The organism is Acinetobacter sp. P1(2023) (assembly GCF_028367635.1).
Lineage (GTDB): Bacteria > Pseudomonadota > Gammaproteobacteria > Pseudomonadales > Moraxellaceae > Acinetobacter > Acinetobacter pittii_E.
This window is the reverse complement of record NZ_JAQNDD010000001.1, coordinates 254,400-279,861: the sequence shown is the minus strand read 5'-3', so window position 1 is coordinate 279,861 and position 25,462 is coordinate 254,400. Positions and strand designations below refer to the sequence as shown.

The following is a 25,462-nucleotide window of genomic DNA, read 5'->3' as shown; positions in this document are numbered from 1 at the left end:
GATGAATATCGGTCAGGCATCCAAACATTCAGGCATTTCAGCGAAAATGATTCGCTACTATGAAGAAATCGGTTTACTTGAAGCAGCTCAGCGTTCTGCTTCTGGCTATCGCATTTATTCAGAAACAGACCTTAAAACTTTAAACTTTTTAAAACATGCGAGAGAGTTAGGTTTTTCATCAGAACAGATGAAAGAACTTATTTCGCTTTGGAAAAACACAGATCGGCATAGTGCAGAAGTGAAAGCCTTAACCGTAAAACACATTGCCGAGTTAAAACAAAAAATCGCTCATCTACAAGAGATGGTTAATATTTTGCAGGCTTCAGCCGATGATTGCTGTGGTAACCAACAAGCTTCTTGTGCCATCTTAGATCATATTGAAAAAGGTGTGGGTGTAAGCTAAAACTTATTAAAATAAAAAGGAAAAATGATGACTTATACAGCTTCTTGTCTTTGTAATGGGATTCAACTGCAAATTAATAGCGAATTAGAACCCATCATGGTTTGTCATTGTACACAATGCCAAAAAGCACAAGGGGCTGCTTTTGCTGCCATTACCCAAGTACAAAAAAGTGACTTAAATATTGTGCAAGGTGAAAATCTTTTACAGGCTTATTTTGCATCGCCAAATAAAAAGAGAGTGTTCTGTAAAACCTGTGGTTCACCGATCTGGAGTGAACGTCTAGATAAACCTGATGTGGTGCGTTTAAGGGTAGGGCTGATTAATGAAGAAATATCGACATCGGTAATTTCTCATGCTTTTGTGTCTTCAAAAGTGAAGTGGTATCCAATTTGCGATAATGCTCGCCAATATCAAAATGGGGTAGAAAACCCTTAAATATTAAGGTTAGATGATATTTTATTCATTTGTAAAAAAACGTGAACAGCACTAGCCATGAATAAATAATATGCTATAACTGTACTTAAGGTAATCGTAATATCTCCTCGATCTACAGGGAAACTTGGGACAGGGCAAAAGATACGATAAGACCTTACATATAGCTAGCAAAGAGCAAACCAAGAGATGGATAGACACAAATCTTAGATTGCTCACCGTTGCAGAAAAGCCCGTGAAACGGGCTTTTTTAATGCCTGTAAAAACTAGTTCTTATGTAGAGTTAGCTTATATTTTTAATTTATTTATGAAAAAGTAATGTAAAAATAATAAAATATTTCAAATATACAGACTATTCTGTATTGCTTTTTAATTTTATTCGCTGTACATTTAGTTAACGGTTTAAAGTTCAAGTTTAATAATGAACTCATGGTCGTTGTGGGAGATCTAAGAGCCTGCATTTTCCCCAAGATGCGGGTTTTTTTTATGCCTATAAAAAAGTAATCCTTAAATAAAAAATAAATAATTTATTGTTCTTTAAAATATTTTAATTAGCCTACGATCTAAAGACGCGTAGGCTTTATATCTGAAAAATTATTTAGGCACGATAGGCAAGACAAGCTTTAGCACACGCTAAACATGCTTTTGCACAGATCTGGCAGTGTTCATGCTCATGTTTGCTGCATTCTGCTGCACAGAGTTGACATGCGTTTGCGCAAAGTTGCATTGCTGGCTCTGCTAATTCAGAGTTTCTTAACTCTAAAGACGTACAAAGTTGGCAGATGTCTACACATGTCATGCAATGCTTAATACATTCACGCATCATACTTACATGTTCTTCTTGCAAACAGGCTGCTGCACAGGTTTTGCAGGCAATCATACATTCAATGCAGGCTTGGATTGAGGTAGAGGTATCACAAAATAAAGAAGGATCGGTTTCTTGTTGCATTTCCATAAGAGTTCTCCTGTCGAAGACTATTATTAAAAAATAGAATATTGTTATCTTTTTTCATTTTATAAAATCATTTCTTTGGCAGGTGAGTTTGAAATGAAAGGTCTACAAACACTCAATAGAGAGTTAACCTCGTATAAGAATGTTACATCTCCTGTGTGTAGATCGGTTCGAGTTGATTTATATAACGCATAATACCGATTAAAAAATTAGGTTTAAAATTTGATTCGATATAATACTTTTGGCTAATTTCTTATTGTTTGAAATTTGTGCAAATTATCAGTGTGAACTTTAAGGGCACACGAAATGGAAAACGTTAATCAATACGCTCACGGAGCTGAGCATGAAGTCCACATACATTGCAAACGATCATTAAGCACACTAATACTGAGTATGTTTGTATTAATTGCAACAGGTCGTTAAAGGAAAAAGCACCTGAGGGTGCTTTTTCTATATGAATTTACAGAGGAAAATATGTTTAAGAGTTGATAAAGCCACGGCGTTTTTTGTAGGCTTTACGATCATAAGAAGGGATGTTTGATTGTTGGAGATCAATCGCAAGTTGTTTCTTGCGTTGAAACTGAACTTCGCTTAGAAGAGCAGCATAAATTTTGGGACGGTCAGTTTTAAACTTTTCTACATCCAATGGAATCGTATCTTCATTTTTGACAATGTACAAAACAGAGCCATTGCCATTCATTTCATAAACCGTCCAACCCACTCGTACAATGTAGAGTCCGGTTTTCTGATTCTTTCCTAAATAAGATTTAAAACCATCTGGATGAGGGCGAACATAAGCATTCATCATGCATCCTCCATCATCTGATTTATGTGATGAAAGCGGCGATCAATGAATTGATGGGGAGCAAGACATCATATTCAGTAAAATCACGATTTCTAGTTGTTTATATATTGATCAATTTGAAAATTTCAAGTAAGAAAAAAGATTATTAAGTAAACTAAATGAGTGCAATAAATTAAAAATTACAGGTTATTTTTTTGAGTGAAAATCTCGAGTTAGGTTTTTTATAAGCTTGTAAAAATAGCTCGTTATTCTCTATTTTTGTGATCAATTTTGCATATTTAAAATTATTGAAACTGTAAGTGAATTTAAGGTCAGTTTAACTTAAGCAATTGTTTTAAAAATAAATAATTAAATATTAATATTTCTTGTTACAACCATTTTGTCGACAATAGATATTCCTTTTTGACATATTTCGCCTAGCATAACTAAAGAGTTCGTTGCCTATGGTGTCATTTATGTTTATTGGACTTGTGGTCACCATTTTGTTGACTCCAGGCCCAACAAATACATTGTTAGCCTCAGCTGGAATACAAGCAGGGGTGAAGCAGTCTCTTAAACTTATTCCTGCTGAAGTGATGGGTTATCTCATTGCAATTACTTCGTGGGGTATTTTGCTGGAGTCAGTTTCACATTTTATCCCTTGGCTTCCTGCCTTATTAAAGTTAATAAGTGCAACTTTTATTCTGTACCTTGCATTTAAACTTTGGATAACATCAACAAATGACATCAAATTAGACACCCCACTGATTACGCCTAAGGCCTTATTTGTCGCAACACTTTTAAATCCTAAAGCTTTACTCTTTGCTTCTGCTATTTTTCCACATGCAGCATGGGAAGTGCTTCACGTATATTTTGTTCATATTGCTGTTTTTTTATCTTTAATTACACCCATTGCATTTTTATGGATTGCTTTTGGAACCGTATTAATTTCAAACAAAGTAACTTGGTTAAACCAACGTAATTTACAACGTACGGCTGCATTTATCTTAACTTTTTTTGCTATGCCAATCGGCTATTCTGCGATTAGCTCATTTTAAACTTAACCCATTATTTATATTAAAAATTTAATTTTCAGGAGATTTTCATGACAAGATTAAAAGTAATTATCAAGGATCAGTTTGATAAAGAATCAATTGCTTTGGCAAAAGTTAGACCAATGAATGATCACGCACTTGAACTTCATAAGAGCGTTGAACATATTGAAATTAATGATGATATTATTTTGCCTAATATGGATTTGCTCTATGAAAATCCAAAAGATGGCAAAATTTATCAATTAATTGGACCTTTCAGCGAGGAATAGGTCTTAAATTAAGTTTACGATAATCATGAGTAGAGCTTGTGTCTGGTTTGATCTTAACAATAGAAATTTTAGTGAAGTTTTGGTGAAAATTAAGTCAAATTAACGTACAGACACAATTAAAATATTGAACATCTAAAATGATTATGGGATTATGCCTGTGCAAAAGTGTGACCTAATCCACATTTTTTGTATTTCAGGATTAAGTGGATTTCACTAAGCCCATTCCTTCAATGAGAAGTAGGAATGGGCTTTTTCTATTCAATTTATTCTTTAAATGTTTCATCTAAAGCTTGCTGAACAGCTTCTATACGTGACTTACACGCTTTATAAGCAGTAATCGATTCTTCAACAATTTTCATTAAATTATCAATATCTGGGCTTTCTTGAGATTCTAATAATTCGGCATTTTTCTTCAAAATGTCATGGCCGTCCTTAAACGTTAACTCTTCATTCTTCATTTGGGATTACCTGTGTAATGTTGGCTTCAACCACACCATCTTGCATTTCAATAGCAATGGCAGGGCCTGAAATTTGATGGATAGAGCGAATCGCTTTTCCTTCGGATCTGACAATTGCATAGCCTTTGGCTTGGACCTGTTTTGGGTTTTGCAAAAGAATTTCTTTCATTAAAGATTCGATTTGAGCTAATGAAAATTTAACTTGTTGCTGTGAGCTGAACTGAATCCGTTCTTTCATCTGGTCAAGCAGGTGATGTGCCGAGTTAAGTTGACCTTGGGCTGAAGATTTAATCTGATGAAGCAGTTGATCATTCTTGCTTTGATAGGTTGTGATTTGATGCTGAGAAAGCAGCTTAATGGTTTGCAGACTATCTACTGCTTCTTGTACACGCTCAACAATATGGTTGCGAATACCAGCAATCACTTTACTCGGGGTGTCGAATGAACGATGGGCAATTTCATCTAAGATGGTGCGGTCTTTTTCATGACCAATTCCGACCCAAATTGGTACACTGCGCTTGCAGAGCAGGGCAGCAAGCTCATAATCATTTAAATAAGCCAAGTCATTTACAGCACCACCACCACGAATAATCACAATCAGATCTGGTGGAAATGTAAATGTGCTAGCCCATTGTCTTAAACCTGAACCTAAGGACTCAATCAAGCTGGTTGCAGCCGTATTTCCTTGAAATGTCGCACTGTGATATACAAAATGGCAAACCCCATTTCTCTCTAGAACATCTGCATCTTTTTTAAAGTCGCCTAGGCCTGCTGCATTTTGAGGAGCAATCACTAAAACATTTTGAATATCAAAAGGAGTAGGGAGGAGTTTATTTTTATGAATTAAGCCTTCTTGAGTGAGTCGTTCAATAATTTGCTGATAACGTTTAGCAATTTCACCCAGAGTAAAGCTTGAGTCAATCTCTTCAATATTGACCGAAAATCCGTATTGAGGATCAAAACGTGCTCTAATTTTGATAAGCACATTTAAGTCACTTGAGATTTCGATACCAGTTTCACGTTCAAACTTTAAAACAATTTTACTTGCTGAAAATTTCCAGATTGTGGCTTTACAACTGGCAATGACTTTATCTGTCTCGGCATCTTTTTCTGCGAGTTCTAGATAATAATGGCCACCTTTAATATTTAAATTTCGAATTTCTGCTTTTACCCAAACTGGTTCATCAAAGGCCAGACGAATAACTTCCTGAACTGTGCCGAGATATTCACTAAGGGAAAACTGAGGTTCAGACATAGGAACTAAAGATTAAAGGGCCAAACTAGATAGTATAAAAGCCACCCATCCAAGGCAATTGCTGTTTATGAATATCAGGTTCTGTTTAAAATAAATACAACAATTTAAACAACTAAATGCTGGAAATCGATATGGCTATTTAGACCGAATGGTTAAAAAGAAAAATTAATAAAAAGATAATTCTTAATAATTACAACCGATTAAAAAATAAGGTTTGCTTTATAAAATATATGGGCGTATAAAGCTTACTTCCAATTGCGGGGTGGAGCAGTCTGGTAGCTCGTCGGGCTCATAACCCGAAGGTCGTTGGTTCAAATCCGGCCCCCGCAACCAAAATATTATGCTCTGTGATGTACCACTTTTCATAATACAAAAATTATGAAAAGCAATTAGCTTATAAATAACCCTATATAAAGCTAAATATTAAATTCTAGACTGACTGTCCATACCTTAAATCTAGCGTTCTAATTAAATACCGTTAAATCACATGAGCTCAGTGATGAGTGAATGATTGTGAATATAGTAAATGAGTGGCTAATTGCCACAGCCGTAAATGGCAATGAAATTAATGTGAGGATTGTTCCTCACGTGCGTAAGCAAAACTCTCTCGATGGATATCGTTGGGTCGAAGTTGGTAAAAAAATTCAACTTCAGTCTGGTGAAGAAATTGAGTTAAACCAAGATGGTAAAAGCTTCTACGCTGGATTTAATCAACTTTATCGTTTAAGTAATACGTATTGTTGATCATGTTAGGCGTTAAAGCAAAAAACCTATCTCTTTTAATGGAGATAGGTTTTTTTATATCTACACGTTATATAAATAATTAAAGTTATATAAAGCTAAACCCTATTAAAGCAATCAAATTATTATTTTAGCTATATTTAATAACTTAATTAGCCTGCTCGCCAAAACTGACGGCCCATCACTTTAAAGTTCTTTCCGTTCTCTTCAGTGACACGCCGATCTCTAAATTTTTCATTTAAACTATGCAAAATTAAAGAACCATCTGCTTCTTTAAAAATTTGTTTAATCATTCCTTCGCCAGCAAAGTAAACTGCATAAATCTCACCATCAATGACTTCAGTCTGAGAGATATCAATCCCCACCAGATCTCCATCTTTAATGTAGTCTGTCATGCTATCGCCCTTTGCTTTAATAATACGCATGCATTCTTGAGCAACGCGTTTTTCTTTAAAGAATGAAGCAGGGAAAGGAATCTTTCCATTAATGGCGTCAAAGTGAAACTCGATAGATTCACCCGTACCACAAGAAAAGTTAGCTTCTACCACCTCAATCCAAACATATTGATCGGTAGACTCAGCACTCACCACAGTAGGGCTAAATACGTCGCTTTCTCTAAATGAATCTTCTGTATTCCCAGTTGTTAACCAATAACCATCCACACCTAAAAACTGAGCAATTAAAGGAAGAAACGCAGATTTCAAATTTTTCCCGGATTCTAAAGCCTGATAGGCTGGCTGAGACATCTTTACTGCTTCTGCCACTTCAGCCTGAGTTTTTTTGGCTTTAATTCTAGAATCTTTCAAACGGTCTTTAAGAGCCATAATGGTCACACCAGCAAACTTATAACAAATATATAACTAAAGTTATATCGAGTAAAACAACTATAGTTATTGACTAGTAATAACTATAGTTATAATATCAGTTATATCTTCAGATGCATAGATAAAGTTTAAATTGTGTTTAAGTCACTATTTATAGCTTTATCAAAGTATTGAGATCAAAGCTAAATTTATTTTGTTTCTATAGGTAGCAGAATAAAAGGGAGATAGCTCAATGATTATTGCTAAGAGGCTATCAAAACAAAAATTGGAATAAAAAAAGCCCGATTCCGTGGATCAGGCTTAATGTTCGTCGATAAAGGGTATCAAGAACATGAAGAATTTAACAAAGATTGTGAGCGCTAACAAAAGTTTCCGATATACGGCAAAGCCTTATATGAACTTTTTGGTCAAAAAATTAAAGTATGGAAATTATTTAATTTTGGAAAAATTAATACTTTTTTACATTTTTCGAAAAGGAAATATTTATTTGTAAATTAAGGCTTTAAATATATAACGTTTAGGTCTTTATGATTGTTGTACCAGAAGAAACGTTTCGGACACATATTTGTAGTAATAGCTTGGCTATATTGCTGAGAGAATGTATGAAAACTTCAAGAATAACAAACGATAAAGACGCCTTACTAAACGAGTGAGTTGAGTTGGAGATAGTGAATGACTACAGCAATGCAGAACAGAGCTAAACAACTTAAAAATGCAAAACGTGGAGGGTATGTCCCAACAATTGCAAAAGACGTAAACAAATATAAGGTACAAAAAATAAAAAGAGCACTCGAGGAGGCAAAGCAGATTGTCAATGAACTTGAAGATGAAGCATTCATATTTGATGATCAAGTCTCTATGCAAAAAGCGCTAGGTGCAATCACGGTAATTGAGTTGATTGAACAGGCCTTAAGCAGTGCACACTAACAGGCTTTAGCATACAAACATTCTTTCTTGGACCCCTGAAATATGGGGTCAAGGATCAGTTCGTCTTGCGATTTGGCGCGGTTTAAAAGCGTTAGTGTTTTTTATTGACTGTAATAAAGAAAACTAAGGGTAACTACAAAACATAAAAAACAACAAGCTAATGATTATGTTGATTTTTTAAGTTTTACTCTTTAAAGCAGGACAATGTCATGGAAACAGTTTCAACCAGTGGGTTAGCCACATTTTTAAATATTTATAGTATTGCCATTATGGTGGCTTTTGCAGTCAGCTTAGTTGTCGCAGTGGTATTAATGATGCGTTTTCCACGTTCACCACAAGAATGGATTGTTGGTCTCATCTGCACCGTCGTTTCAAGTCTGACAGGTGGTTCCTTTATTATTATGAAATGGAATCTACATGAATGGGTATCCGATATTTGGGGAATGATCACGCTATGTGGATTCTTCTTCATTTGCGGATTACCGGGCTGGGCGATTGTGAGATGGATATTTAACTTTATCAATAAACAAGAAGGTAAAACGATTGTGGAGGTCATGAAAGACCTAAAAAAGGCGAAAGATGATCTTCAAAATAGCTAAAGATGACTTATACACATAGGTAAAATAAAATGAATTTCGATCAATACTTAGAATCGCTCATCAGACGAGAAGGCGGCTATGTTAACCATCCATCTGATCACGGTCATGCCACTAAATTTGGTATTACCGAAGCCGTTGCTCGATCAAATGGATATCAAGGTAATATGCAAGACTTACCATTAGCCGTGGCTAAATCTATTTATAAACAACAATATTGGCTTGAACCTCAGTTTGACCAAATTGATACGATTAGCCCCGCAGTTGCCGAAGAGTTACTCGATACAGCTATCAACTGTGGTATCAATTTTGCAAAACCTTTATTACAACGTGCTTTAAATCTGCTGAATAAAGAGGGAAAAGAAGGTTGGCCAAATCTTGTTATAGATGGTCAATATGGTCCTCTTACTTTTCAAGCTCTTAAAACGTATTTAAACAAACGCCATAAAGAAGGTGAAAAGGTATTAGTCCGTGTTTTAAATATTATGCAAGGGCAACGTTATATCGAAATTACAGAGAATAACCCAAAATATGAAGATTTTTTTTATGGTTGGATATTAAACAGAGTAGCGGTCTAAAAATTGTAATTAGATAAAAATATGTTCATAGATCAAAAGATTTGAAAAGCCTAACCATGAGTTTAGGCTTTTCAAAACATAATATATCGAGTAATGATTTATTGGGCGATAAGTAAAACTGCAAGAAGAAAGAAAATAGCACCACTAATTTTATTGAGAATCGAGAAATTATTTCCCGCCAACATTTTCTCTTTGAAAATAGAAGAGAAATTCGCGTAGACCAAATGAATTAAAAAACCAATGAAACAAAAGGTTAAAGAGAGAATTAAAAACTGATTTAAAATTTCTTTCTTGATATCAATAAATTGAGGGAAGAGTGCAATAAAAAATACGATTGTTTTCGGATTAAGTAAAGAAGCGAGCAGGCCCTCATAAAATAGTTTAGATTTACTTATAACTTTATTGTTTTGTTGATCAGTGATTAACTCTTGTGAAGGAAGCTTTTTCGTAAAGTTTTTATATCCTAAATACATTAAATAAAATGCACCAATAAATTTTAAAACCGTAAAAATAGTAGGGTTACTGGTAATAATAAGTCCTACACCACTGGCAGAAATTACCGCAATCACAAACATACCAATAATTAAGCCGCTAATTCCAAACAAAGCAGTTTTAACACCATAGTTAATTGAATTTGTGACAGTAAATAAAACTCCCGGTCCTGGGCTTAATAGGGTAAGAAATGCAATTGTTATAAATACTAAAAGACCGCTCACGCTGAAATATCCTATTTATCAATTGAGGCAAAATTGTGGGGTTACTTTAAATGAGAAAATAAACGGTGTATACAGAAGGTTATGTATATTTAAAGGTTAAATAGATTAAATATTTAAAATATGCATTTATATAAAAGTTAAAAGCAACATAAACATACAACCCTTAAAATTAAGCATGTTAGTATGCTAGACCTATACCTCAAGAAATATATAGTATGACGAAAAATGAACGGCAGTTTAAATCTGGCGAATTTCAATTTTCCTTTTTATCGTTTAAATATTGGGGTATATGGTTTTTAGCTTTTATTCTGATGTTATTTGCGATGTTACCTTGGTGTATTCAATGGCGTCTCGCAGATCTTCTTTCAAAAATCGCTTGGAAATCTCTAGGTTCAAGACGCAAAACTACGCTACGAAATCTGGAAGCTTGCTTTCCTGAAAAAACATCTCTTCAAATTGAGGCAAAAGCTAAACAGGTTTTTGTTGATACCTTAACGGGAGTATTTGAAGCATTAAATGCTTGGTATTGCCCGAACTGGTTTAAAAGCCGTGTTCATATAGATGGTTTAGAGAATTTAACTAATAATCAGGAAAATGGCGTACTGCTATTGGGTACTCATAGTACACTTTTAGATGCAGGGGGAGCCGCGTGTACTTTATTTTTTAATATGGACGTAGTTTACCGACCTCAGAATAATCCATTTTTAGATTTTCTGATTCATCGTAGTCGTGCGAGAGTGTATAAAAACCAGATTGCTCGAGACAACATGCGTGGACTCATTCAAAATCTTAAACATGGTCATGCAATATGGTATAGCCCAGATCAGGACTTTGGCTTAAAACAAGGTGTCATGGCATCATTTTTCGGTATTCAAGCTGCTACAGTTACAGCACATCGCAGACTGATGGATATCTCAAAAGCAGCAGCAGTACCTTTGTATTTTTATCGAAGTGGTGATATTCGTAACCCTCAATACCATGTGTTGGTAGAACCAAAATTAGAAAACTTCCCGAGTGGTTGTGAAGTCAGTGACGCTGAAAGGGTAAACAAGATTATTGAGAATCAAATTCGTATTGCCCCTACACAATACATGTGGTTTCACCGACGGTTTAAGACACGTCCTGCTGGTGAAAAGAAGTTTTATTAAGGATAAAGAGGCATAGAATTTTTGTTGCTTTAATTATGTTGAATATCGATTGCAAATGATTTTGAAGCGTGTATTATCGAGCATAACTAACAAAATATTCTTGTCATCATAAATTTCTCTTTTCGTAGTTTTATTTATAATCCTTCGGTTTTCAGTCATTTAAGTTTTCACGTCTATTTTTTAGTTAAATTAGTTTCCCCAATAATAAGTTATAATATTTTAAAGATTCAGGATTAAAACATGTCTAATTCTACTGGTACAGTAAAGTGGTTCAATGAAACTAAAGGTTTTGGTTTTATTGCGGCTGACGAAGGTAAAGATATTTTTGCTCATTTTACCGATATTCAAACACAAGGTTTTAAAGTTCTTCTCGAAGGCCAACGTGTTGAGTTCACTGTAGTACAAGGTAAAAAAGGGCCACAGGCTTCAAATATTGTTATTCTTCAAAACTCATAATTAAATAAAAATACTTTATTGAATTTAAATACATTTTTAAATAAATTATATTTAAACATATAGTATTTACGAAAACCCACTTAAATTTGTGGGTTTTTATAATTTTAATCTCAAATTGTATTTAAAATAAAAGAGAAGTATCAAAATACTTGTTTAGAAGAGCTTCATTAATTTTATGTTATAATATGATTTATTAAATTTTTGGTATTAAAATGGATATTTGTATTGGCGGTATTTTTGACGGTCAAAAAATAGAAAATAATAAAGATACTTTCAAAGTGGAAGATCATTATTCAGATCATAGTTCTCACTATGTTAAACAACACTTTCATTTATTTGGAAAAATTCTTTCTTTCTGGGTATGTGAGGATATAGATTTAGCACAAGCAATAAGAAGAGCAGAGCAAATTTTAGAAAAAAAGAAATACTGTAATTAAAGTTAAAACAAAATAGCCCAACTATATTAGTGTAAATAAAAGATGTTCTAACTATAAGCTCAATTGAAAAATTCTATTTTCTTAAAGTGATATAACTTATTTACAATACTATAGTATTTGTTACATATTTTAAACAATTATTGAGTGGTCTTTGCTTATAAAGCTACTACATTAGGCTTAAGCTAAAGTTGTTTTATTTATTGCGCAAATAAAACAAAACCCATTTTAATAATATATTTTATTAAAATGGGTTCTTTATTCAGACGGTCATCTTAAATTCAATATTCATAATTAATAGAAATATTCATTGTTATAAGCCTCTCTTAAGAAAGGAAAACATTTTAAATGTTAAATGCAGTACACCCTAATATTTGCTTTGTCGGTAGTAGTAATTTAGCTTTGGCTTTAATAGGAGGGTTAGTTTTAAAAGGATTTAAAAAAGAAAAAATACATCTGATTGAAGAGAAAAATATTAATCCTACAAATGCTTTAAAGCAAAATGAAAATGGATTAAAGAAAGCTGAAATTGTTGTGTTGCTATTAGAGCCTAAACAGTTAAAAGAAATACTTGTACCCCTTAAAAAGGTGTTAGCAAATAAAATTATTGTTTCTATGATGGCAGGAATTGATATTGCGAACTTGGCCCGTTTCACGGGTTCAAAAAAAATTGTACGTGTGATTTCAAATCCGCCTGTGCTTACCCATACGGGTACGCATGTACTTATTGCTTCAGAGCAAATGGACCAACTCGATAAAGACGTAATTGAAACACTGTATTCTGCAACGGGACAGACTTTTTGGGCGCCCTCGGAAACGCAAACCGATGCAATTATTGCACTATCTGGTTCAGGGCCAGCTTACTTTTTCTATATTTTAGATAGCATGATAAAGACAGGAGTTTCTTTAGGGCTTGATAAGCAATTTGCTCTAGATTTAGCACTCCAAGCGGCCAGTGGTGCAGTTGAAATGGTACGTAAAAGTAATGTTTCACCTGCGGATCTGTGTGGGAAAGTGACTTTGGCTAACGGAATTACAGAATCGGCTCTAAGAATGTTTGAGCTAGGAAATCTATCCGATGATATACGTTTAGCTATGAAGGCCGCATATCATCGTAGTAAAGAAATCACTTCTGAAATTATTACAGAGGTTAATTAACTCTTTTTGCGCAACTTAGGCCTTTAAAAAGTATTCCCAAATAATGAAACCTAAGCCAAACCCAATAAAAGAGTAGAGAGTAATAATAAAGAATACAAAACTGGCCTTATTTTTTTTCTTCAAAATGTTCATGGCGATGCCTCCAATTCAGATTAATTACATTTTGAAGAAATACAGGCTGTAATCATAGATACAGAATTTTTTAAAAAAAATATAACAGAGTCTAAATCTGTTATATTTTTTAGCTTCTCTACTGATAAAAATTTTAAAATCAATGAATTAAATAATTGTCTTTAACTGTTTAATGCATTTATTCAATTAACATTAAATCTGCTGTATTGGCAGATTTGAGAGGTCGTAGAGCAAAGGTCGAACGGGTGTGTCGAATTCCTTTAATCGAGTAAAGTTTCTTCCTTAAAAACCGTTCGTAATGGTCAGCATCTTTGACTGCCACTTTAACCAGATAATCATAGTCACCTGTAACGAGATGAGCTTCAACGACTTCCGGTATGTCAGCTAATGCTTCGCTGAAATTCTCTAGCATTTCATCGTCGTGGCGCTCTAAAGTAATTTCAATAAAAAAAACTTCATGAATCCCAATCGCTTTGGGGTTTACGTTTACCGTATATCCTTCAATAATTTTTAAAGTTTCCAGACGTTTTAGTCGTGTCCAGCATGGAGAAGATGAAAGACCGACTTCTTCGGCCAATTGAGCAACGGTTAAACGGCCATTTCCACGTAACGCAGATAAAATTTTCCGATCTATACGATCTAGTACGTATTCTGTTCTGTTCAAAATATAAACCAAAGAAGGATCTTCTGATAAATATAAATATACTTCATTTTTATGCTGCGAACATTTAAAAATATTAAAAAATACAGGAAACATTTTGAGCAAAAGGTACATACACTATTTCTATGCATCAAACCTTCCTGGATAGAGGTTGAGATGGAGCAAAGAGCACTGTTTCAGTAAGGGTGACTAAACAGTGCTCTTTGCGGATTTCTTATAAATTGTTAAATCGATTTTGATGAATGGGCATAACGTATTAAAACAAATTAAATAATAACTTTTATTTATTAATTGAAGAAAAACTAATCATTATTTTTTATCTAACTTTTCCTTTATGTTAATTTCATTGCATATAGGAGCAAGGTTATGATCACCCAGCACGATATAAACCAAAAACAATACCAAAATAAATCTATCGATTATTTAAACAGCCAAGCTCATTCTCAAGGAATTGAATTTAATAAATTTATTAATGAAGTTCAGAAAATTGAAAAGGCTGTAATTCTTGATTTAGGCTGTGGTGGTGGTCATGTCTCGTATAATGTTGCTCCACATGCTGACCTCGTTTTTGCATACGATTTATCTCATGAAATGTTAGACACTGTGTCTAAGGCTGCCAGTCAACGCAAGTTAAAAAACATCTTTGTGCAGCAGGGCATTGCTGAAGATATGCCTTTTAGCGATCATCAGTTTGATGTGGTCATTAGCCGATATTCAGCTCATCACTGGCAGCATGTTCCGGCGGCTATGAAAGAAGTGAACCGTGTGCTTAAGCCAGATGGCATTGTTATTTTTGTAGACATTATCAGTTCTAGCTCGCCAATATTAGATACGTTTTTACAGACCATCGAAACGATTCGAGACCCAAGTCATGTACGAAACTATAGTGTCAAAGAGTGGGTCTATTTCATCGAAGATGCAGGCTTTGACTTGGTGGGTTTAGATAAACAAACGCTTGCATTAGACTTTGATAGTTGGGTAAAGCGTATGAAAACGCCTGAAGATCAAATCAAAACTTTACGTTATTTGCAGGAAGGTTCATCTGACCTTGTGAAGAAATATTTCAAAATTCAAAATGACGGTAGCTTCGAAAGCCATGTGGGTTATTTTGTCTTTAAGAAATTAGGGTTTTAAAGTGCTGAAATGAGTAAGAGTTTTAGTAGTGTGGAAATCAATTAAATATTGCTAAAACTCTTTTCTTGAATAACTTGGATTATATTAAAGATCGTTATAAAACAAATTTAATATTATTTTTTGCTAAAAATTAATCACCCAATTTTATTAAGGTGATTAAGTATTCAAAAGAGAAGGGGTTTTATCCTATTTTCTTTATTATTAATAGACACTTATAAATAATTATTATTTAATACGCCCGCAATATTATCACTAATACTTTTAATAACTTTTTCGGGGAAATAATGCGTAATTTTTTAGTAACGATTTTCACTTTATTCGTAGCAACATCAATTTATGCTGCTCAAGAGTCTAGAAATCTTTTAGAACAAACACAGTGTGAGAAAGCAGTAGAGCTACATGGTTTTCTAAGCCGTGCTCAACTTGATTGCAACTATCACTATTATTCAGAAGAGTTAAAGGATGCTGCTGCAAAATGTACTAAACATGATCTCGGCGAGAAATACGGTAGAGAAGTCATGAAATTTGGTATGAAGGAGTTTGAAGAGCGCAAGAAAGAGGACACTCAGGGCCACTTTTGTCATAAGGTTTTAAAAGAGTTTCCAAAATATATTAAACAATAAAAAATAAGGTTTTAAAAACCTCTTCTAGCAAGCCGATAAGATGGATTTAATTATCCATTTTATCGGTGTATCACTAAATATAATCTGCCAATTAAACTAGATAATAAACTTTAAGAATCGACCTAATATCATATTGATACTTAAAATTTCTCTTATTATTCTTCATTTCAGGATGAGAGAGGGACGCTTCGTGCGTGCTGGTTCTATATGCCCAGTCTGCTAACCCTCTTTTATTCTATTATTATTTTTACTAAATAATGAATTTCTATGTAGTAATAAGATATTCTAATCCAATGAAAAATAATATTTATTCAATTATTTTCTATCCAATATCACATTGACACTCTAAATCCCTCCGATTATGCTTTGCCTGCTGGCCACATTGCCAGTCGACTTTGACAGGTCGGATAGCCAACGCACACGAAAAAGTCTCTCTTTTTTGTGGGCATCCCTGCGTGCCCCCTCTGCGGTGGAACGGGAGGGGGACACCTTCGGGTGTGCTGATCTTTTGGCTATCAGTCTGTCAACCTTCTCTCGTTTCACCACCATTATTTGACAGTAATGTAGTGAATTCTTTATAGCCAAAGGAGTCCGCTCATGCGTACTATTTCTTCTTTATTGGCCTTTGCCAAAGTCTCTCTATTCATACCGTTTAAATACTCTATCAATGGGTTTAATCGACTCTAGGTTTTTTACGCCTTAAGAATCGTTACGACTAAAAATCATAGCAACAATAAAACCCGAGATAGGTGAGCACGCCGTTTTGGTACTGCTTATTCATGTCTGTTTTTAGCACTCATTTTAAGAGTGACGGTATTTCTATCTCTTTTAGATACAACAAAAAATTATTTTAAGCGGTATATCTATGCCAAATTTACAATCTTCCTTTACAGCATTAAGAGTGCTTCACACAGCAAAAGACTTATTTAATCAAGATGGGTTTCAAAAAATCGGTGTTGATCGAATTATTGCCGAAGCACAAGTGTCTAAAACTACGTTTTATAAAATCTTCCATTCAAAAGAACGGCTCATCGAGATGAGTCTTACTTTTCAGACAGATGCACTCAAAGTAAAAGTACTTTCAATTTTCAACTCCTACAATGAACAAATGGTGCTCGATAAACTGAAGGAGATTTACTTTCTACATGCCAATTTAGATGGTTTTTACCGTTTGCCATTTAAGGCAATTTTTGAAATTGAAAAGCTTTATCCAGTTGCCTATAAAATTGTGGTCGACTACAGAAACTGGTTTATTGATGAAATATATAAGCTACTTTTAACGCTCAAATCGACCGCTTCGGTCCAAGATGCCTATATGTTTTTATTTATGATTGATGGGGCGATGGTGCAGCTTTTAGGCAAAAATGGTGTAGATGACAGAGCACGGTTATTAGATTATTTCTTTTTAAACTTGGCTTAATCAGATAAAAACTTAAAAAAAGCCCCAATTCAGGGGCTTTTATTTCAGAATGTTTAACTTAATGACACAGATTTTGCAGAATGCATTCCTTCAAAATATTGGACCGCAGGCGAGCGAGCCATATAAGCTAAAGCTTGCGCGGTGTCTCCCTCATGAAGCGGATTAAATTTTGGAGAAGCCCATCTTAATGTCGCTTTCCATAAATATTTTATGGTCGGTAAGTTGTCTGAGCGAGTCGCAGTTTTTTCAAATTCACGAATAATTTTGAAGTAGCCACGGCGCATTAGTTTTTGAATATCCTCATGCTCTAAATCCTGCTTACCTAGACTACGGGCAAAGTCAGTAAGGAAGTAAATAAACAGTGGGAAAACCGCCGCCATAATCACTTGGCGCGACACATAAAAACCAAATTTATTTGTTAAGAGATGCTCAAATAAATCGTAAGCAACACAGCGATGTTCAACTTCTTCAGCCAAATGCCAACGGAACAAATCTGCCATAGCAGGGTCGGCTTTGTCCCACGTCTTACTGTCGAGTGTCCACTGGCCAATGGTGCCAGTAAAGTGCTCGATTGCGGCAATCACACCTACTCGGAAAAGTAGCCAATATTCATCTAGCTTTTCACCTTTTAAAAAAGGCATGCCTAAAGGTTTGTCACCCAATAAAATGTTAAAAACAAAATGGGCACGGTTGAGTGTCTCTTGTATGTCGTAGCCATTTTCACGTAAGAAATCTTGAGCTTTTTCATGAGCACGTGCATGGGCCGCTTCTTGGCGGACAAATCCAATCACTTCTTGTTTTAATGTTTCATCGGTAATCAAGGGCAGGGTTTTATTAAACACGCGGCAAAACCAAAACTCACCAGCCGGTAAGAGCATGTTAATGCCATTGGCGACATGAGAGCATAGAGGATCATTTGGCATCCAGCAAACGGACGACTCCGCAAAATCAAAATGTACTTTTCTTGCTTTAAGCTGATGATTCCCTGTGAGCATATCCGTCACCCTATTCATAATTGTTTATTTAATGCGAATGGGTCATTTTTAGCATTCAGTCAACTTAATCACCATGTGCTTAAGGGACAAAAATATCCCTTCAATGGTTTGTTCAGATAAAAAGCATTGTCACTTCGTGTTTTTGAAGCTTATGCAATAAAAAAGGCTCCTTAGTAAAAAGGAGCCTTCATTTTTATCCTTTAGGCCTAAAATAATTTAAGCCTGCTCATTTATTTTTATAGTGAAATATTTTAATTATAAATGACCACGGTGAATAACTTCGCCGTGCTTCAAGCCTAGATTGCTTGCCATTGCTCTTTAACTTCTTCTGAATTTTTATTCAGAATGACTTGGTTTTCTTTCACTTCCCCAATCCATCCAGTAGGGATAAGGTGATGTTGGCCACTTTCATCTCGGGTGAGTTTGAGTTGGTTCTCACCATCAAGATGGTCGACAGTTCCTACTTTTGTGCCACATGAAGCAATGACATCAGCATGTTTTTTAATATCATTAATATTTAAAGTATTCATTTTGGACCTCTTCTTTGGAAATAGAAAAACGGTAAGAACTAAATTACTTTAAATAATCGCTTAAATGTTGGGTTTTTAATAAACCTTACATGATCGGATTATAAGTTCACTTAATAAGAATATTTGGATAACAATGAAATAATTGGATATAAAACTAATATTATTTTTCTTTTTATTACAATTTACGTGTTTATTTAAACAGAAATGTTTAGTTATGGTTGAGTTAAGTCTTATAAATAATTATTTGCAATGAATATCAAAATACCTATAAACATGACGATTTTGAGTATCTTAAATGAATTTGAAACTGCCTCAGCTGAGGTTAAAAGTAAGCTGCGTATTAGTTTGCTCTATCAATTAATCAATGTAGCGAAAAATTTACCTCATCCAGCTTCGGGGCAGACTTATCAACGTTGGCAACTTTTTGGGCAGATTGCTGGGGTTGATTTAAGTCTAGCTAAGCTTTTTGAATCTCATTGCGATGCCTTAAGCATTTTAAATGAATTGGGTTATCAACAAGAAATAGATAACAAGACTTGGGCGGTTTGGGCAGCCGATGGCGGACCAGCGCCTTTGCAAGTCACTAATGACCTTTGTAATGGCATTAAACCGTGGTGCTCTGGCGCGGAGTTTATCCAAAAAGCTTTAATGAGTTATAAAGATCAGCAGGGGCAGGCGCAGCTTTGTATTGCCGACTTAAGTCATCCATCCATCACTACCGATTTAAGCCATTGGCAGGCTGTAGGCATGCATGCAACACAGACCGCGCAAGTAACTTTTAAAAATACGCCTGTTACGGCAATAGGTCAGCCAAATAGTTATTTAAAACGTCCAGGTTTTTGGCATGGTGCAGCAGGTGTTGCGGCCTGTTGGTATGGTGCTGCCGTGCGCTTAGCGGGTTATTTGCAAGAAAGTTGTCAGGCCAATCCTAATCCATATAAAAAATTGTATTTAGGCGAGGCCGCTCAACAATTAGAAATTACCAAACACTATTTTCAATATGTTGCCGAGTTAATTGACAATAAACCAACGCTAAGTCATGAGCGTGAAATACGCATATTACGTGCTCAAACAGAACAATGTTGTCTGAGCGTTATTGAACGAGTAGGGAAAGCTTTAGGCGCGCGTCCTTTTTGTGAAGATGCAACCTTTGCTCAGCTCATGGCAGATTTGCCTGTGTTTATACGACAAAGTCATGCTGCTTTTGACTATGAGCAAATTGCAGAACTCTGTGTGTCGGAGCAAAGCCTATGGGAACTTTAAAACATCCTTTGGTTGAAGACCGCATTATTTTTGGTGAGGGCACGGCCAAAGAGCAATGGTTAAATGCATTTAAAGATCATCCGTTAGCGCCTTTAGATCTTGAGTTATTTCGTTCTAAAAGGGTGGTGATTGTCGCTCCACATCCTGATGATGAAGTGCTTGGCTGTGGCGGGTTAATGCAGCAACTGATCACGCTGAATTGTAAAATAGTGGTTTTAGCTGTGAGTAACGGCACACAAAGCCATCCTAACTCTACAAAATATCCTCCAGACCAGCTCAATATTCTTCGTCCGCAAGAAAGCTTGGCGGCCTTAAATTGTCTAGACGTAGCAGAGTCAACCGAGCATGTAGAACTTAATTTGTTAGATGGTCAGATTCATTTGCAAACCGAGCAACTCTGGCAGTGTCTAGATCAGATGGTTCAAGCCAACGATATTCTAATTTGTAGTTATGAACTTGATGGACATCCAGACCATGAAGCAGTCGGTAAAACCGTACAAGCCTATGCAACTGCTAAGCAACTCCTATGTTTACACGTATTAATCTGGGCTTGGCATTGGGCAAAGCCTTTAGACCCCCGAATTGATTGGCAACGAGCAAAAGCGTATTCCTTAACACAAGAACAGCTAACTAAAAAACATCAAGCAATTTTGCAGTTTAAAACCCAACTAGAAGCAGATGAAAGCACGGGGAATGCCGCAGTGCTATCTCCAAGTGCGATTAAGCGTCTTTTAATGCCTTATGAGGTTTATTTAAGTGATTCATTCTCGCATGTACTTTGAAGATTTATATCGTCATAACAGTGATCCATGGGGCTATGACGCTTACTGGTATGAAGCGCGTAAAAGACAAATTTGTCTCGCGCTGCTGACAAAACCCCGCTATCCAAAAGTGCTAGAAGTCGGCTGTTCAAACGGACATTTAAGTTTTCATTTAGCGCAAAGAGCTGAGCAATTGGTATGTATAGATGTTTCTGAGAATGCTGTTCGTTTGGCTTCAGAGCGTTTAAAAGAATTTGAGCATGTTGTTGTTGAAAATAGAAAAATACCCGAAGACTACTCAATTCAAAAATTTGATCTGATTCTAATTAGTGAGATGGCCTATTACTTATCCAAGGATGAGTTACATGAGTTTATTGAAAAGTTAAAACATAGTTTAAATGATGAAGGTGAAATTTTGTGTTGCCACTGGCGTCATGAAATTCAAGATTTTGAGTTAAACGCTGAGCAAGTCCATCAAGCTTTTCAGCAACATTTTCCATTTCATCACTATCTCAGCTTAAACGATCCAGATTTTATGATTGATCTATGGACGGCGAACACTTCCTCTTTAGCACAGCAGGAAAAACTAAGATGAAAATAGGTATCGTCATTCCCGCGCATAACGAAGAGTACTATTTATCTGCCTGTCTGCAATCTATTCAGGTGGCGATCGATAACATCAGTGGTTATGACGTAGAAGTGCTTGTGGTACTCGATAGCTGTACAGATCGGTCGCGTTTGATCGTACAAGGGCATCAAATCAATTGGATTGAATGCGACTATGCATGTGTTGGGCAAGCGAGAGACTTAGGTATTCGCCATTTAATTGAAAGAGGAGTCACATGGATTGCTTGTACCGATGCAGACACCGTCGTCAGTCCTGATTGGCTGCGCTATCAAATCCAGCATCAACCTACAGATGCAATTTGCGGCACTGTAACGCTCGATGATTTTAGTCATCTCTCTATCACTAAACGGCAAAAATATTTAGCACACTATAAAGATGAGATGGAGCATGCGCATATTCATGGAGCAAATTTAAGTTTTAGTGCAGAGGTCTACCTTTTGGTCGGTGGCTTTGAGCCTATTTCATGTCATGAAGATGTGTCTTTAATCAAAAAATTGCTCAAGCATTGTTGCAATATTACTTGGAGTAATTTGGTGCGAGTCACAACGAGTAGTCGCTTAAATGGGCGTGCGCCGCAGGGATTATCTTACTTTCTAAATAATCTCTAATGACTTAAAGCATGACCTCGCCCAATATTGAAATGTTCTTTAAATTTTTAGGGTCATATTTAATATTGATGATGCTACCGACTGTATATTTTAGGTTCAATCTACTTTATATAATCCGACTAAACCATAAATATAAGAAGTTTTAAAATGAACAGATCATAATTAAATTTGAGCAGGGTATATAACTTAGTTGTTGTATTTATGACTACATATGTAAACAAACCTTATGATCAAATGCCTTAGCCCTTAAAATTAGTGAAAATAAAGTGTTAAGGTGTATAGGTTTGGATTTTTTAAATTTTTTTCGTGATATTCGGGGTGAGTTAAGCCAATATCCTTGGCTAGAGATGTTTGTTTCACTCACTATTTTGATTTTATTTGCTGCAATCGCAAATTTTATTGCCAAACGCATTATTGTTCGGGGCGTTCGTCATTTAGTTACAAAGCTCAAATCACCAAATCAGTCTATTTTTGCTCAGCATAGCGTCATAAAGAGATTTGCAAATATTATTCCTGCCGTTGTGATTATGAACGGTATTGCAACAGTGCCTCATCTATCTCCAAAATTTATTACTTTTGTAGAAATGGGCGCACAAGCCTTTATTTTCTTAACTTTGGCGCTTACGGTCAGTGAAATATTAAATATATTTAACCTTATTTATCAGCGTAACCCAAAATCTAGAAATAAACCGATTAAAGGTTATTTACAGCTGGTTAAACTCATTTTATTTGTGGTTTGTGGTCTCATGATTTTGGGAACATTCCTTAAAAAGGATGTGTTCACTTTACTTGCAGGCTTCGGTGCGATGGCAGCAGTATTAATGCTGGTTTTCCAAAACACTATTTTGTCACTAGTCGCGAGTGTCCAAATCGCTTCTTATGACATGGTGCGCATTGGCGACTGGATTGAAATGCCATCTCTAAATGCTGATGGTGATGTGATTGATATTTCATTGCATACAGTGACTGTTCAAAATTTTGATAAAACCTATACCACTATTCCAACCAATAAACTGGTTACCGATACTTTTAAAAACTGGCGAGGCATGAGCAATTCGGGTTGTCGCCGTATGAAGCGTTCACTCTTTCTTGATCAAAGCAGTGTGCATTTCATGACTGATGACGAGCAGCAAAAATTAAAAGAGTTTTTATTATTAGATCAATATCTTGATGCGAAACAATCTGAAATTGAAGAGTTTAATAAGCAATTAAGCAATCAATCTCGTTATAACAAGCGCCGTTTAACTAACATTGGTACATTTAGAGCCTATGTTGAATTTTACTTGCGCCAGCACAAGGGCATTGCTCAAAACCAAACGATTATGGTTCGCCAGTTACAACCGACCAGCCAAGGTTTACCTTTAGAAGTCTATGCATTTACCAATACCATTGCATGGGTTTCTTATGAGGCAATTCAGTCAGATATTTTCGATCATTTAATTGCGATTCTTCCTGAATTTGGTTTACGCGTTTACCAAGCGCCTTCGGGTCATGATTTGCAAAGATTAACTACCGAGATTAATCCAAGTTAAGTTTTGAGTTGTTAATAGTAGCTCCTCAACTATTAAAAAAAGCTCCCAGATGGGGCTTTTTTTAATGTTTCATCTCTAGTGACCTGTGAGAAAAATCTGTAAATCTGATAGTGAATTAAATCGTTCCATTTAAAATCTAGACGTTGAGCGGAGCGAAAATTAGATTAGCCCGCAAACCAAATATTCTGATGATCACACATTGGGCTTAAATGTTTAATACGCAGGTTGTCTTGCTCAAAATTACCACTCCCTCCAGCAATATCTAATGTACCCCCTAAGCCGATGTGCTGACCTTTATAACTTAAAGTATTTTTTTCAGCATCCCACTGAGCGCTATGTTCTGGAAAGACAATGAGGATATCGTTCACATAGAGACATTCTTGTTTTAACTGCAAAATTCCTGTTAAGCGTGCTGATGCAGAAATACCATTGTACTGATAAACAGGAAGTTTCACAGCATTAGTACTGTCGTTTGCTTCTTGTTGATGGCATCCTGCAACAAGGGCAAATACAACCGTATAAATCAATTTATTATTAATACCCAATTTTGTTCCTATAGGGGGTTGCATATATTTGATAGTAATTGACTAAAGTTGCATATCAATCTTTAGATTGTTAAAGAAGATTTCATTCTATTACCGTTCGAACTTAAGATTTAAAGACTAAGCTTTCTTATTCATTGGTTTATAAAACTTTTTTAATATTATATTTTATTTATTTATATATTGTTATCTTTTTCATTGGTGATTTGAGGCACAATACGTCGTGTCATCCACCAAAAGACTAGCGCTAACAAACTAACACTTGCACCTAAGGCACATACGCCAAACCATCCAGCATAGGCATAAGTCACTGTGGTACTGATTGCACCCAAACCACTACCAATTGCATAAAACAGCATGTATAGACCAACAAGCCGACTATGCGCTTCTGGACGAGTACGAAAAATCATACTCTGGTTAGTCACGTGTAGAGCCTGTCCGCCTAAGTCTAGCAATACGATACCTATTACTAGTGCCCAAAGCGAGTAACCCATGAGTGAGATTGGACCCCAAGCAAGCAGTAATATTGCGAGTGCTGCCACGCTTGTGCGCTGGGCATATCCGCGGTCGGCCCAATAACCCGCACGTGCGGCAGCCAGAGCACCAATAATACCAACGAGACCAAAAGACCCAATAATAGTATGCGAAAAACTGTAAGGCGGTTCACTCAATGGTAGTACCAATGCACTCCAAAAAATATTGAATGCCGCGAACATGAGTAAGGCTAATACACCGCGTACTTGTAATACTTTTTCTTGGCGCAGCAGTTTGAACATGGATGCTAAAAGTTGCAGGTAGCGCATGCTAACAGGCTGAACATTTAAATGAGGCAAACGTTTCCAAAGGGGTAATGCAATCATGAGCATGATAATGGCTGAGCAAAAGTACACGCCGCGCCAACCCGCCACATCACTAATTCCACCTGAAAATACACGAGCAAGCAGTAAGCCAATGAACACACCACTTTGTGCAGTACCGACTACATGTCCTTGTTCATGTGGGAGAGCAGCACTCGCGGCATAGGCAATAAGCCCTTGTGTCATGGCTGTGCCGAGTAAACCCACCGCAAGCATTCCCATTAAAAGAATAATTGTAGAGTGAGCAAAGGCAACTATTAACAATGCAAATATTAAAGCCAACAACTGCATAGCCATTAATCGCCGCCGATTTACAAGATCACCCAATGGCACTAAAAACACGAGGGCTAGGGCACACCCTATTTGAGTGGCTGTAACCACACCGCCAATGGCGGCATGACTAACATTAAAGTCTCTAGCCAATATGTCGAGCAAAGGCTGTGCATAGTAAACATTTGCTACGCTTGCACCACTTGCTATAGCAAACAGCATTATTACGCCACGAGGCATGCTTGAAAGCGGTTTATCACTTTTGGCGTATGAAGTAGAAGATGCAAGAGAAGCTTTCATGGCCTAAATCCATTTAATCT

Annotated in this window: 32 protein-coding genes, 1 tRNA gene and 1 pseudogene; 21 read left to right on the top strand and 13 right to left on the bottom strand. The window is 35.8% G+C overall.

Annotation, left to right across the window (positions count from 1 at the left end):
• Position 1: 1 nt before the first annotated feature.
• Complete coding sequence (gene cueR / locus POD11_RS01320) at positions 2-403, top strand: Cu(I)-responsive transcriptional regulator (protein ID WP_005070253.1); 402 nt, start codon at positions 2-4, stop codon at positions 401-403.
• A 27-nt stretch (positions 404-430) separates the two neighbouring features.
• A complete protein-coding gene (locus POD11_RS01315) occupies positions 431-838 on the top strand; it encodes a GFA family protein (RefSeq protein WP_239968072.1) in 408 nt (135 codons plus the stop codon).
• 595 nt (positions 839-1,433) lie between these two features.
• Here the strand turns inward: POD11_RS01315 and POD11_RS01310 are convergent.
• Complete coding sequence (locus POD11_RS01310) at positions 1,434-1,790, bottom strand: four-helix bundle copper-binding protein (protein WP_262456045.1); 357 nt, start codon at positions 1,788-1,790, stop codon at positions 1,434-1,436.
• 475 nt (positions 1,791-2,265) lie between these two features.
• Entirely contained in the window at positions 2,266-2,595 is a 330-nt protein-coding gene (locus tag POD11_RS01305) for a hypothetical protein (RefSeq protein ID WP_239968074.1), read from the bottom strand.
• A 440-nt stretch (positions 2,596-3,035) separates the two neighbouring features.
• Here POD11_RS01305 and POD11_RS01300 point away from each other — a divergent pair, with 440 nt between their 5' ends.
• Positions 3,036-3,629 (top strand): LysE family translocator, encoded by a 594-nt coding sequence (locus POD11_RS01300; protein WP_016141650.1) that lies wholly within the window; start codon positions 3,036-3,038, stop codon positions 3,627-3,629.
• Between the two features lie 47 nt (positions 3,630-3,676).
• Positions 3,677-3,895, top strand: coding sequence for a hypothetical protein (locus POD11_RS01295; RefSeq protein ID WP_016141649.1), 219 nt, complete (start codon positions 3,677-3,679; stop codon positions 3,893-3,895).
• 263 nt (positions 3,896-4,158) lie between these two features.
• Here POD11_RS01295 and xseB read toward each other — a convergent pair whose 3' ends face one another.
• Positions 4,159-4,353, bottom strand: a complete 195-nt coding sequence (gene xseB / locus POD11_RS01290) for an exodeoxyribonuclease VII small subunit (protein WP_002119890.1) — start codon at positions 4,351-4,353, stop codon at positions 4,159-4,161.
• Positions 4,343-5,608 carry an exodeoxyribonuclease VII large subunit gene (gene xseA / locus POD11_RS01285; RefSeq protein WP_262456044.1) on the bottom strand — a complete coding sequence of 422 codons (1,266 nt, stop codon included), beginning with the start codon at positions 5,606-5,608 and terminating at the stop codon, positions 4,343-4,345. Before xseA ends, xseB begins: the two co-directional genes overlap by 11 nt.
• A 256-nt stretch (positions 5,609-5,864) precedes the next feature.
• Here xseA and POD11_RS01280 point away from each other — a divergent pair.
• Together POD11_RS01280 and POD11_RS01275 are read left to right on the top strand one after the other, a co-directional pair.
• Positions 5,865-5,941, top strand: a tRNA-Met gene (locus POD11_RS01280).
• 174 nt (positions 5,942-6,115) lie between these two features.
• Positions 6,116-6,352, top strand: a complete 237-nt coding sequence (locus tag POD11_RS01275) for a hypothetical protein (protein WP_016141647.1) — start codon at positions 6,116-6,118, stop codon at positions 6,350-6,352.
• A gap of 149 nt (positions 6,353-6,501) precedes the next feature.
• Here POD11_RS01275 and POD11_RS01270 read toward each other — a convergent pair whose 3' ends face one another.
• Positions 6,502-7,173, bottom strand: a complete 672-nt coding sequence (locus tag POD11_RS01270; RefSeq protein WP_002119885.1) for an XRE family transcriptional regulator — start codon at positions 7,171-7,173, stop codon at positions 6,502-6,504.
• Between the two features lie 672 nt (positions 7,174-7,845).
• On the opposite strand from POD11_RS01270, the gene POD11_RS01265 reads away from it, so the two are divergent.
• The 3 genes from POD11_RS01265 (at position 7,846) to POD11_RS01255 (ending at position 9,274) form a co-directional block, all read left to right on the top strand.
• Positions 7,846-8,100, top strand: a complete 255-nt coding sequence (locus POD11_RS01265) for a hypothetical protein (protein WP_016141646.1) — start codon at positions 7,846-7,848, stop codon at positions 8,098-8,100.
• Between the two features lie 209 nt (positions 8,101-8,309).
• Complete coding sequence (locus tag POD11_RS01260) at positions 8,310-8,699, top strand: hypothetical protein (protein ID WP_016141645.1); 390 nt, start codon at positions 8,310-8,312, stop codon at positions 8,697-8,699.
• 29 nt (positions 8,700-8,728) lie between these two features.
• The gene (locus POD11_RS01255; protein WP_262456043.1) at positions 8,729-9,274 is read left to right on the top strand and encodes a glycoside hydrolase family 108 protein; all 546 of its coding nucleotides are present in this window, start codon (positions 8,729-8,731) and stop codon (positions 9,272-9,274) included.
• Positions 9,275-9,372: 98 nt separating this feature from the next.
• On the opposite strand, the gene POD11_RS01250 is transcribed toward POD11_RS01255, so the two are convergent.
• A complete protein-coding gene (locus POD11_RS01250) occupies positions 9,373-9,990 on the bottom strand; it encodes a LysE family translocator (RefSeq protein ID WP_262456041.1) in 618 nt (205 codons plus the stop codon).
• A gap of 215 nt (positions 9,991-10,205) precedes the next feature.
• On the opposite strand from POD11_RS01250, the gene POD11_RS01245 reads away from it, so the two are divergent.
• From POD11_RS01245 to POD11_RS01230, 4 genes are all read left to right on the top strand, one after another.
• Positions 10,206-11,138 (top strand): LpxL/LpxP family acyltransferase, encoded by a 933-nt coding sequence (locus tag POD11_RS01245; protein ID WP_262456040.1) that lies wholly within the window; start codon positions 10,206-10,208, stop codon positions 11,136-11,138.
• A 240-nt stretch (positions 11,139-11,378) separates the two neighbouring features.
• Positions 11,379-11,594, top strand: a complete 216-nt coding sequence (locus POD11_RS01240; RefSeq protein WP_016141641.1) for a cold-shock protein — start codon at positions 11,379-11,381, stop codon at positions 11,592-11,594.
• 212 nt (positions 11,595-11,806) lie between these two features.
• Complete coding sequence (locus tag POD11_RS01235) at positions 11,807-12,031, top strand: hypothetical protein (protein ID WP_262456039.1); 225 nt, start codon at positions 11,807-11,809, stop codon at positions 12,029-12,031.
• A 345-nt stretch (positions 12,032-12,376) separates the two neighbouring features.
• Complete coding sequence (locus POD11_RS01230; protein WP_262446443.1) at positions 12,377-13,186, top strand: pyrroline-5-carboxylate reductase family protein; 810 nt, start codon at positions 12,377-12,379, stop codon at positions 13,184-13,186.
• Between the two features lie 15 nt (positions 13,187-13,201).
• Here the strand turns inward: POD11_RS01230 and POD11_RS01225 are convergent, their stop codons facing one another.
• Both POD11_RS01225 and POD11_RS01220 read right to left on the bottom strand, forming a co-directional pair.
• A complete protein-coding gene (locus tag POD11_RS01225) occupies positions 13,202-13,318 on the bottom strand; it encodes a hypothetical protein (protein WP_004793556.1) in 117 nt (38 codons plus the stop codon).
• A gap of 178 nt (positions 13,319-13,496) precedes the next feature.
• Complete coding sequence (locus tag POD11_RS01220) at positions 13,497-13,982, bottom strand: Lrp/AsnC family transcriptional regulator (RefSeq protein WP_224992494.1); 486 nt, start codon at positions 13,980-13,982, stop codon at positions 13,497-13,499.
• 363 nt (positions 13,983-14,345) lie between these two features.
• On the opposite strand from POD11_RS01220, the gene POD11_RS01215 reads away from it, so the two are divergent.
• The 3 genes from POD11_RS01215 (at position 14,346) to POD11_RS01205 (ending at position 17,156) form a co-directional block, all read left to right on the top strand.
• Positions 14,346-15,113 (top strand): class I SAM-dependent methyltransferase, encoded by a 768-nt coding sequence (locus tag POD11_RS01215; RefSeq protein WP_262456038.1) that lies wholly within the window; start codon positions 14,346-14,348, stop codon positions 15,111-15,113.
• Between the two features lie 284 nt (positions 15,114-15,397).
• Complete coding sequence (locus POD11_RS01210; protein ID WP_016141636.1) at positions 15,398-15,736, top strand: hypothetical protein; 339 nt, start codon at positions 15,398-15,400, stop codon at positions 15,734-15,736.
• 865 nt (positions 15,737-16,601) lie between these two features.
• Complete coding sequence (locus tag POD11_RS01205; protein ID WP_262456037.1) at positions 16,602-17,156, top strand: TetR/AcrR family transcriptional regulator; 555 nt, start codon at positions 16,602-16,604, stop codon at positions 17,154-17,156.
• A gap of 53 nt (positions 17,157-17,209) precedes the next feature.
• Here POD11_RS01205 and POD11_RS01200 read toward each other — a convergent pair whose 3' ends face one another.
• Positions 17,210-18,151 (bottom strand): metal-dependent hydrolase, encoded by a 942-nt coding sequence (locus POD11_RS01200; protein ID WP_262456036.1) that lies wholly within the window; start codon positions 18,149-18,151, stop codon positions 17,210-17,212.
• Between the two features lie 296 nt (positions 18,152-18,447).
• A complete protein-coding gene (locus tag POD11_RS01190) occupies positions 18,448-18,681 on the bottom strand; it encodes a DUF2171 domain-containing protein (RefSeq protein ID WP_016141633.1) in 234 nt (77 codons plus the stop codon).
• A gap of 249 nt (positions 18,682-18,930) precedes the next feature.
• On the opposite strand from POD11_RS01190, the gene POD11_RS01185 reads away from it, so the two are divergent.
• The 4 genes from POD11_RS01185 to POD11_RS01170 are packed head-to-tail and all read left to right on the top strand — an operon-like array spanning position 18,931 to position 21,941.
• The gene (locus POD11_RS01185) at positions 18,931-19,944 is read left to right on the top strand and encodes an acyl-CoA dehydrogenase (protein ID WP_262456035.1); all 1,014 of its coding nucleotides are present in this window, start codon (positions 18,931-18,933) and stop codon (positions 19,942-19,944) included.
• Positions 19,932-20,726 carry a PIG-L deacetylase family protein gene (locus POD11_RS01180; protein WP_262456034.1) on the top strand — a complete coding sequence of 265 codons (795 nt, stop codon included), beginning with the start codon at positions 19,932-19,934 and terminating at the stop codon, positions 20,724-20,726. Before POD11_RS01185 ends, POD11_RS01180 begins: the two co-directional genes overlap by 13 nt.
• Complete coding sequence (locus POD11_RS01175) at positions 20,701-21,300, top strand: class I SAM-dependent methyltransferase (RefSeq protein WP_262456033.1); 600 nt, start codon at positions 20,701-20,703, stop codon at positions 21,298-21,300. Before POD11_RS01180 ends, POD11_RS01175 begins: the two co-directional genes overlap by 26 nt.
• Complete coding sequence (locus POD11_RS01170) at positions 21,297-21,941, top strand: glycosyltransferase (protein ID WP_262456032.1); 645 nt, start codon at positions 21,297-21,299, stop codon at positions 21,939-21,941. Before POD11_RS01175 ends, POD11_RS01170 begins: the two co-directional genes overlap by 4 nt.
• Positions 21,942-21,945: 4 nt before the next feature.
• Here the strand turns inward: POD11_RS01170 and POD11_RS01165 are convergent.
• Positions 21,946-22,032 (bottom strand): annotated as a pseudogene (locus POD11_RS01165) (DUF3592 domain-containing protein); the annotation flags it as partial.
• Between the two features lie 193 nt (positions 22,033-22,225).
• Between POD11_RS01165 and POD11_RS01160 the strand changes: the two are divergent.
• The gene (locus POD11_RS01160; protein WP_262456031.1) at positions 22,226-23,473 is read left to right on the top strand and encodes a mechanosensitive ion channel family protein; all 1,248 of its coding nucleotides are present in this window, start codon (positions 22,226-22,228) and stop codon (positions 23,471-23,473) included.
• Between the two features lie 164 nt (positions 23,474-23,637).
• On the opposite strand, the gene POD11_RS01155 is transcribed toward POD11_RS01160, so the two are convergent.
• Complete coding sequence (locus POD11_RS01155) at positions 23,638-24,042, bottom strand: hypothetical protein (protein WP_262456030.1); 405 nt, start codon at positions 24,040-24,042, stop codon at positions 23,638-23,640.
• 149 nt (positions 24,043-24,191) lie between these two features.
• On the bottom strand, positions 24,192-25,442 hold the full coding sequence (locus POD11_RS01150) for an MFS transporter (protein WP_262456029.1): 1,251 nt from the start codon (positions 25,440-25,442) through the stop codon (positions 24,192-24,194).
• Positions 25,443-25,462: the final 20 nt, after the last annotated feature.

What these genes read in the sequence shown, in the direction of transcription:
- POD11_RS01155 (WP_262456030.1), bottom strand. Translation starts at nt 24,042, where the DNA reads ATGCAACCCCCTATAGGAACAAAATTGGGTATTAATAATAAATTGATT.
- POD11_RS01210 (WP_016141636.1), top strand. Translation starts at nt 15,398, where the DNA reads ATGCGTAATTTTTTAGTAACGATTTTCACTTTATTCGTAGCAACATCA.
- POD11_RS01190 (WP_016141633.1), bottom strand. Translation starts at nt 18,681, where the DNA reads ATGAATACTTTAAATATTAATGATATTAAAAAACATGCTGATGTCATT.
- POD11_RS01295 (WP_016141649.1), top strand. Translation starts at nt 3,677, where the DNA reads ATGACAAGATTAAAAGTAATTATCAAGGATCAGTTTGATAAAGAATCA.
- cueR (WP_005070253.1), top strand. Translation starts at nt 2, where the DNA reads ATGAATATCGGTCAGGCATCCAAACATTCAGGCATTTCAGCGAAAATG.
- POD11_RS01200 (WP_262456036.1), bottom strand. Translation starts at nt 18,151, where the DNA reads ATGCTCACAGGGAATCATCAGCTTAAAGCAAGAAAAGTACATTTTGAT.
- POD11_RS01235 (WP_262456039.1), top strand. Translation starts at nt 11,807, where the DNA reads ATGGATATTTGTATTGGCGGTATTTTTGACGGTCAAAAAATAGAAAAT.
- POD11_RS01205 (WP_262456037.1), top strand. Translation starts at nt 16,602, where the DNA reads ATGCCAAATTTACAATCTTCCTTTACAGCATTAAGAGTGCTTCACACA.
- xseB (WP_002119890.1), bottom strand. Translation starts at nt 4,353, where the DNA reads ATGAAGAATGAAGAGTTAACGTTTAAGGACGGCCATGACATTTTGAAG.
- POD11_RS01305 (WP_239968074.1), bottom strand. Translation starts at nt 2,595, where the DNA reads ATGATGAATGCTTATGTTCGCCCTCATCCAGATGGTTTTAAATCTTAT.
- POD11_RS01300 (WP_016141650.1), top strand. Translation starts at nt 3,036, where the DNA reads ATGGTGTCATTTATGTTTATTGGACTTGTGGTCACCATTTTGTTGACT.
- POD11_RS01240 (WP_016141641.1), top strand. Translation starts at nt 11,379, where the DNA reads ATGTCTAATTCTACTGGTACAGTAAAGTGGTTCAATGAAACTAAAGGT.
- POD11_RS01260 (WP_016141645.1), top strand. Translation starts at nt 8,310, where the DNA reads ATGGAAACAGTTTCAACCAGTGGGTTAGCCACATTTTTAAATATTTAT.
- xseA (WP_262456044.1), bottom strand. Translation starts at nt 5,608, where the DNA reads ATGTCTGAACCTCAGTTTTCCCTTAGTGAATATCTCGGCACAGTTCAG.
- POD11_RS01170 (WP_262456032.1), top strand. Translation starts at nt 21,297, where the DNA reads ATGAAAATAGGTATCGTCATTCCCGCGCATAACGAAGAGTACTATTTA.
- POD11_RS01180 (WP_262456034.1), top strand. Translation starts at nt 19,932, where the DNA reads ATGGGAACTTTAAAACATCCTTTGGTTGAAGACCGCATTATTTTTGGT.
- POD11_RS01150 (WP_262456029.1), bottom strand. Translation starts at nt 25,442, where the DNA reads ATGAAAGCTTCTCTTGCATCTTCTACTTCATACGCCAAAAGTGATAAA.
- POD11_RS01225 (WP_004793556.1), bottom strand. Translation starts at nt 13,318, where the DNA reads ATGAACATTTTGAAGAAAAAAAATAAGGCCAGTTTTGTATTCTTTATT.
- POD11_RS01310 (WP_262456045.1), bottom strand. Translation starts at nt 1,790, where the DNA reads ATGGAAATGCAACAAGAAACCGATCCTTCTTTATTTTGTGATACCTCT.
- POD11_RS01230 (WP_262446443.1), top strand. Translation starts at nt 12,377, where the DNA reads ATGTTAAATGCAGTACACCCTAATATTTGCTTTGTCGGTAGTAGTAAT.
- POD11_RS01185 (WP_262456035.1), top strand. Translation starts at nt 18,931, where the DNA reads ATGAATATCAAAATACCTATAAACATGACGATTTTGAGTATCTTAAAT.
- POD11_RS01255 (WP_262456043.1), top strand. Translation starts at nt 8,729, where the DNA reads ATGAATTTCGATCAATACTTAGAATCGCTCATCAGACGAGAAGGCGGC.
- POD11_RS01275 (WP_016141647.1), top strand. Translation starts at nt 6,116, where the DNA reads ATGATTGTGAATATAGTAAATGAGTGGCTAATTGCCACAGCCGTAAAT.
- POD11_RS01265 (WP_016141646.1), top strand. Translation starts at nt 7,846, where the DNA reads ATGACTACAGCAATGCAGAACAGAGCTAAACAACTTAAAAATGCAAAA.
- POD11_RS01215 (WP_262456038.1), top strand. Translation starts at nt 14,346, where the DNA reads ATGATCACCCAGCACGATATAAACCAAAAACAATACCAAAATAAATCT.
- POD11_RS01270 (WP_002119885.1), bottom strand. Translation starts at nt 7,173, where the DNA reads ATGGCTCTTAAAGACCGTTTGAAAGATTCTAGAATTAAAGCCAAAAAA.
- POD11_RS01315 (WP_239968072.1), top strand. Translation starts at nt 431, where the DNA reads ATGACTTATACAGCTTCTTGTCTTTGTAATGGGATTCAACTGCAAATT.
- POD11_RS01245 (WP_262456040.1), top strand. Translation starts at nt 10,206, where the DNA reads ATGACGAAAAATGAACGGCAGTTTAAATCTGGCGAATTTCAATTTTCC.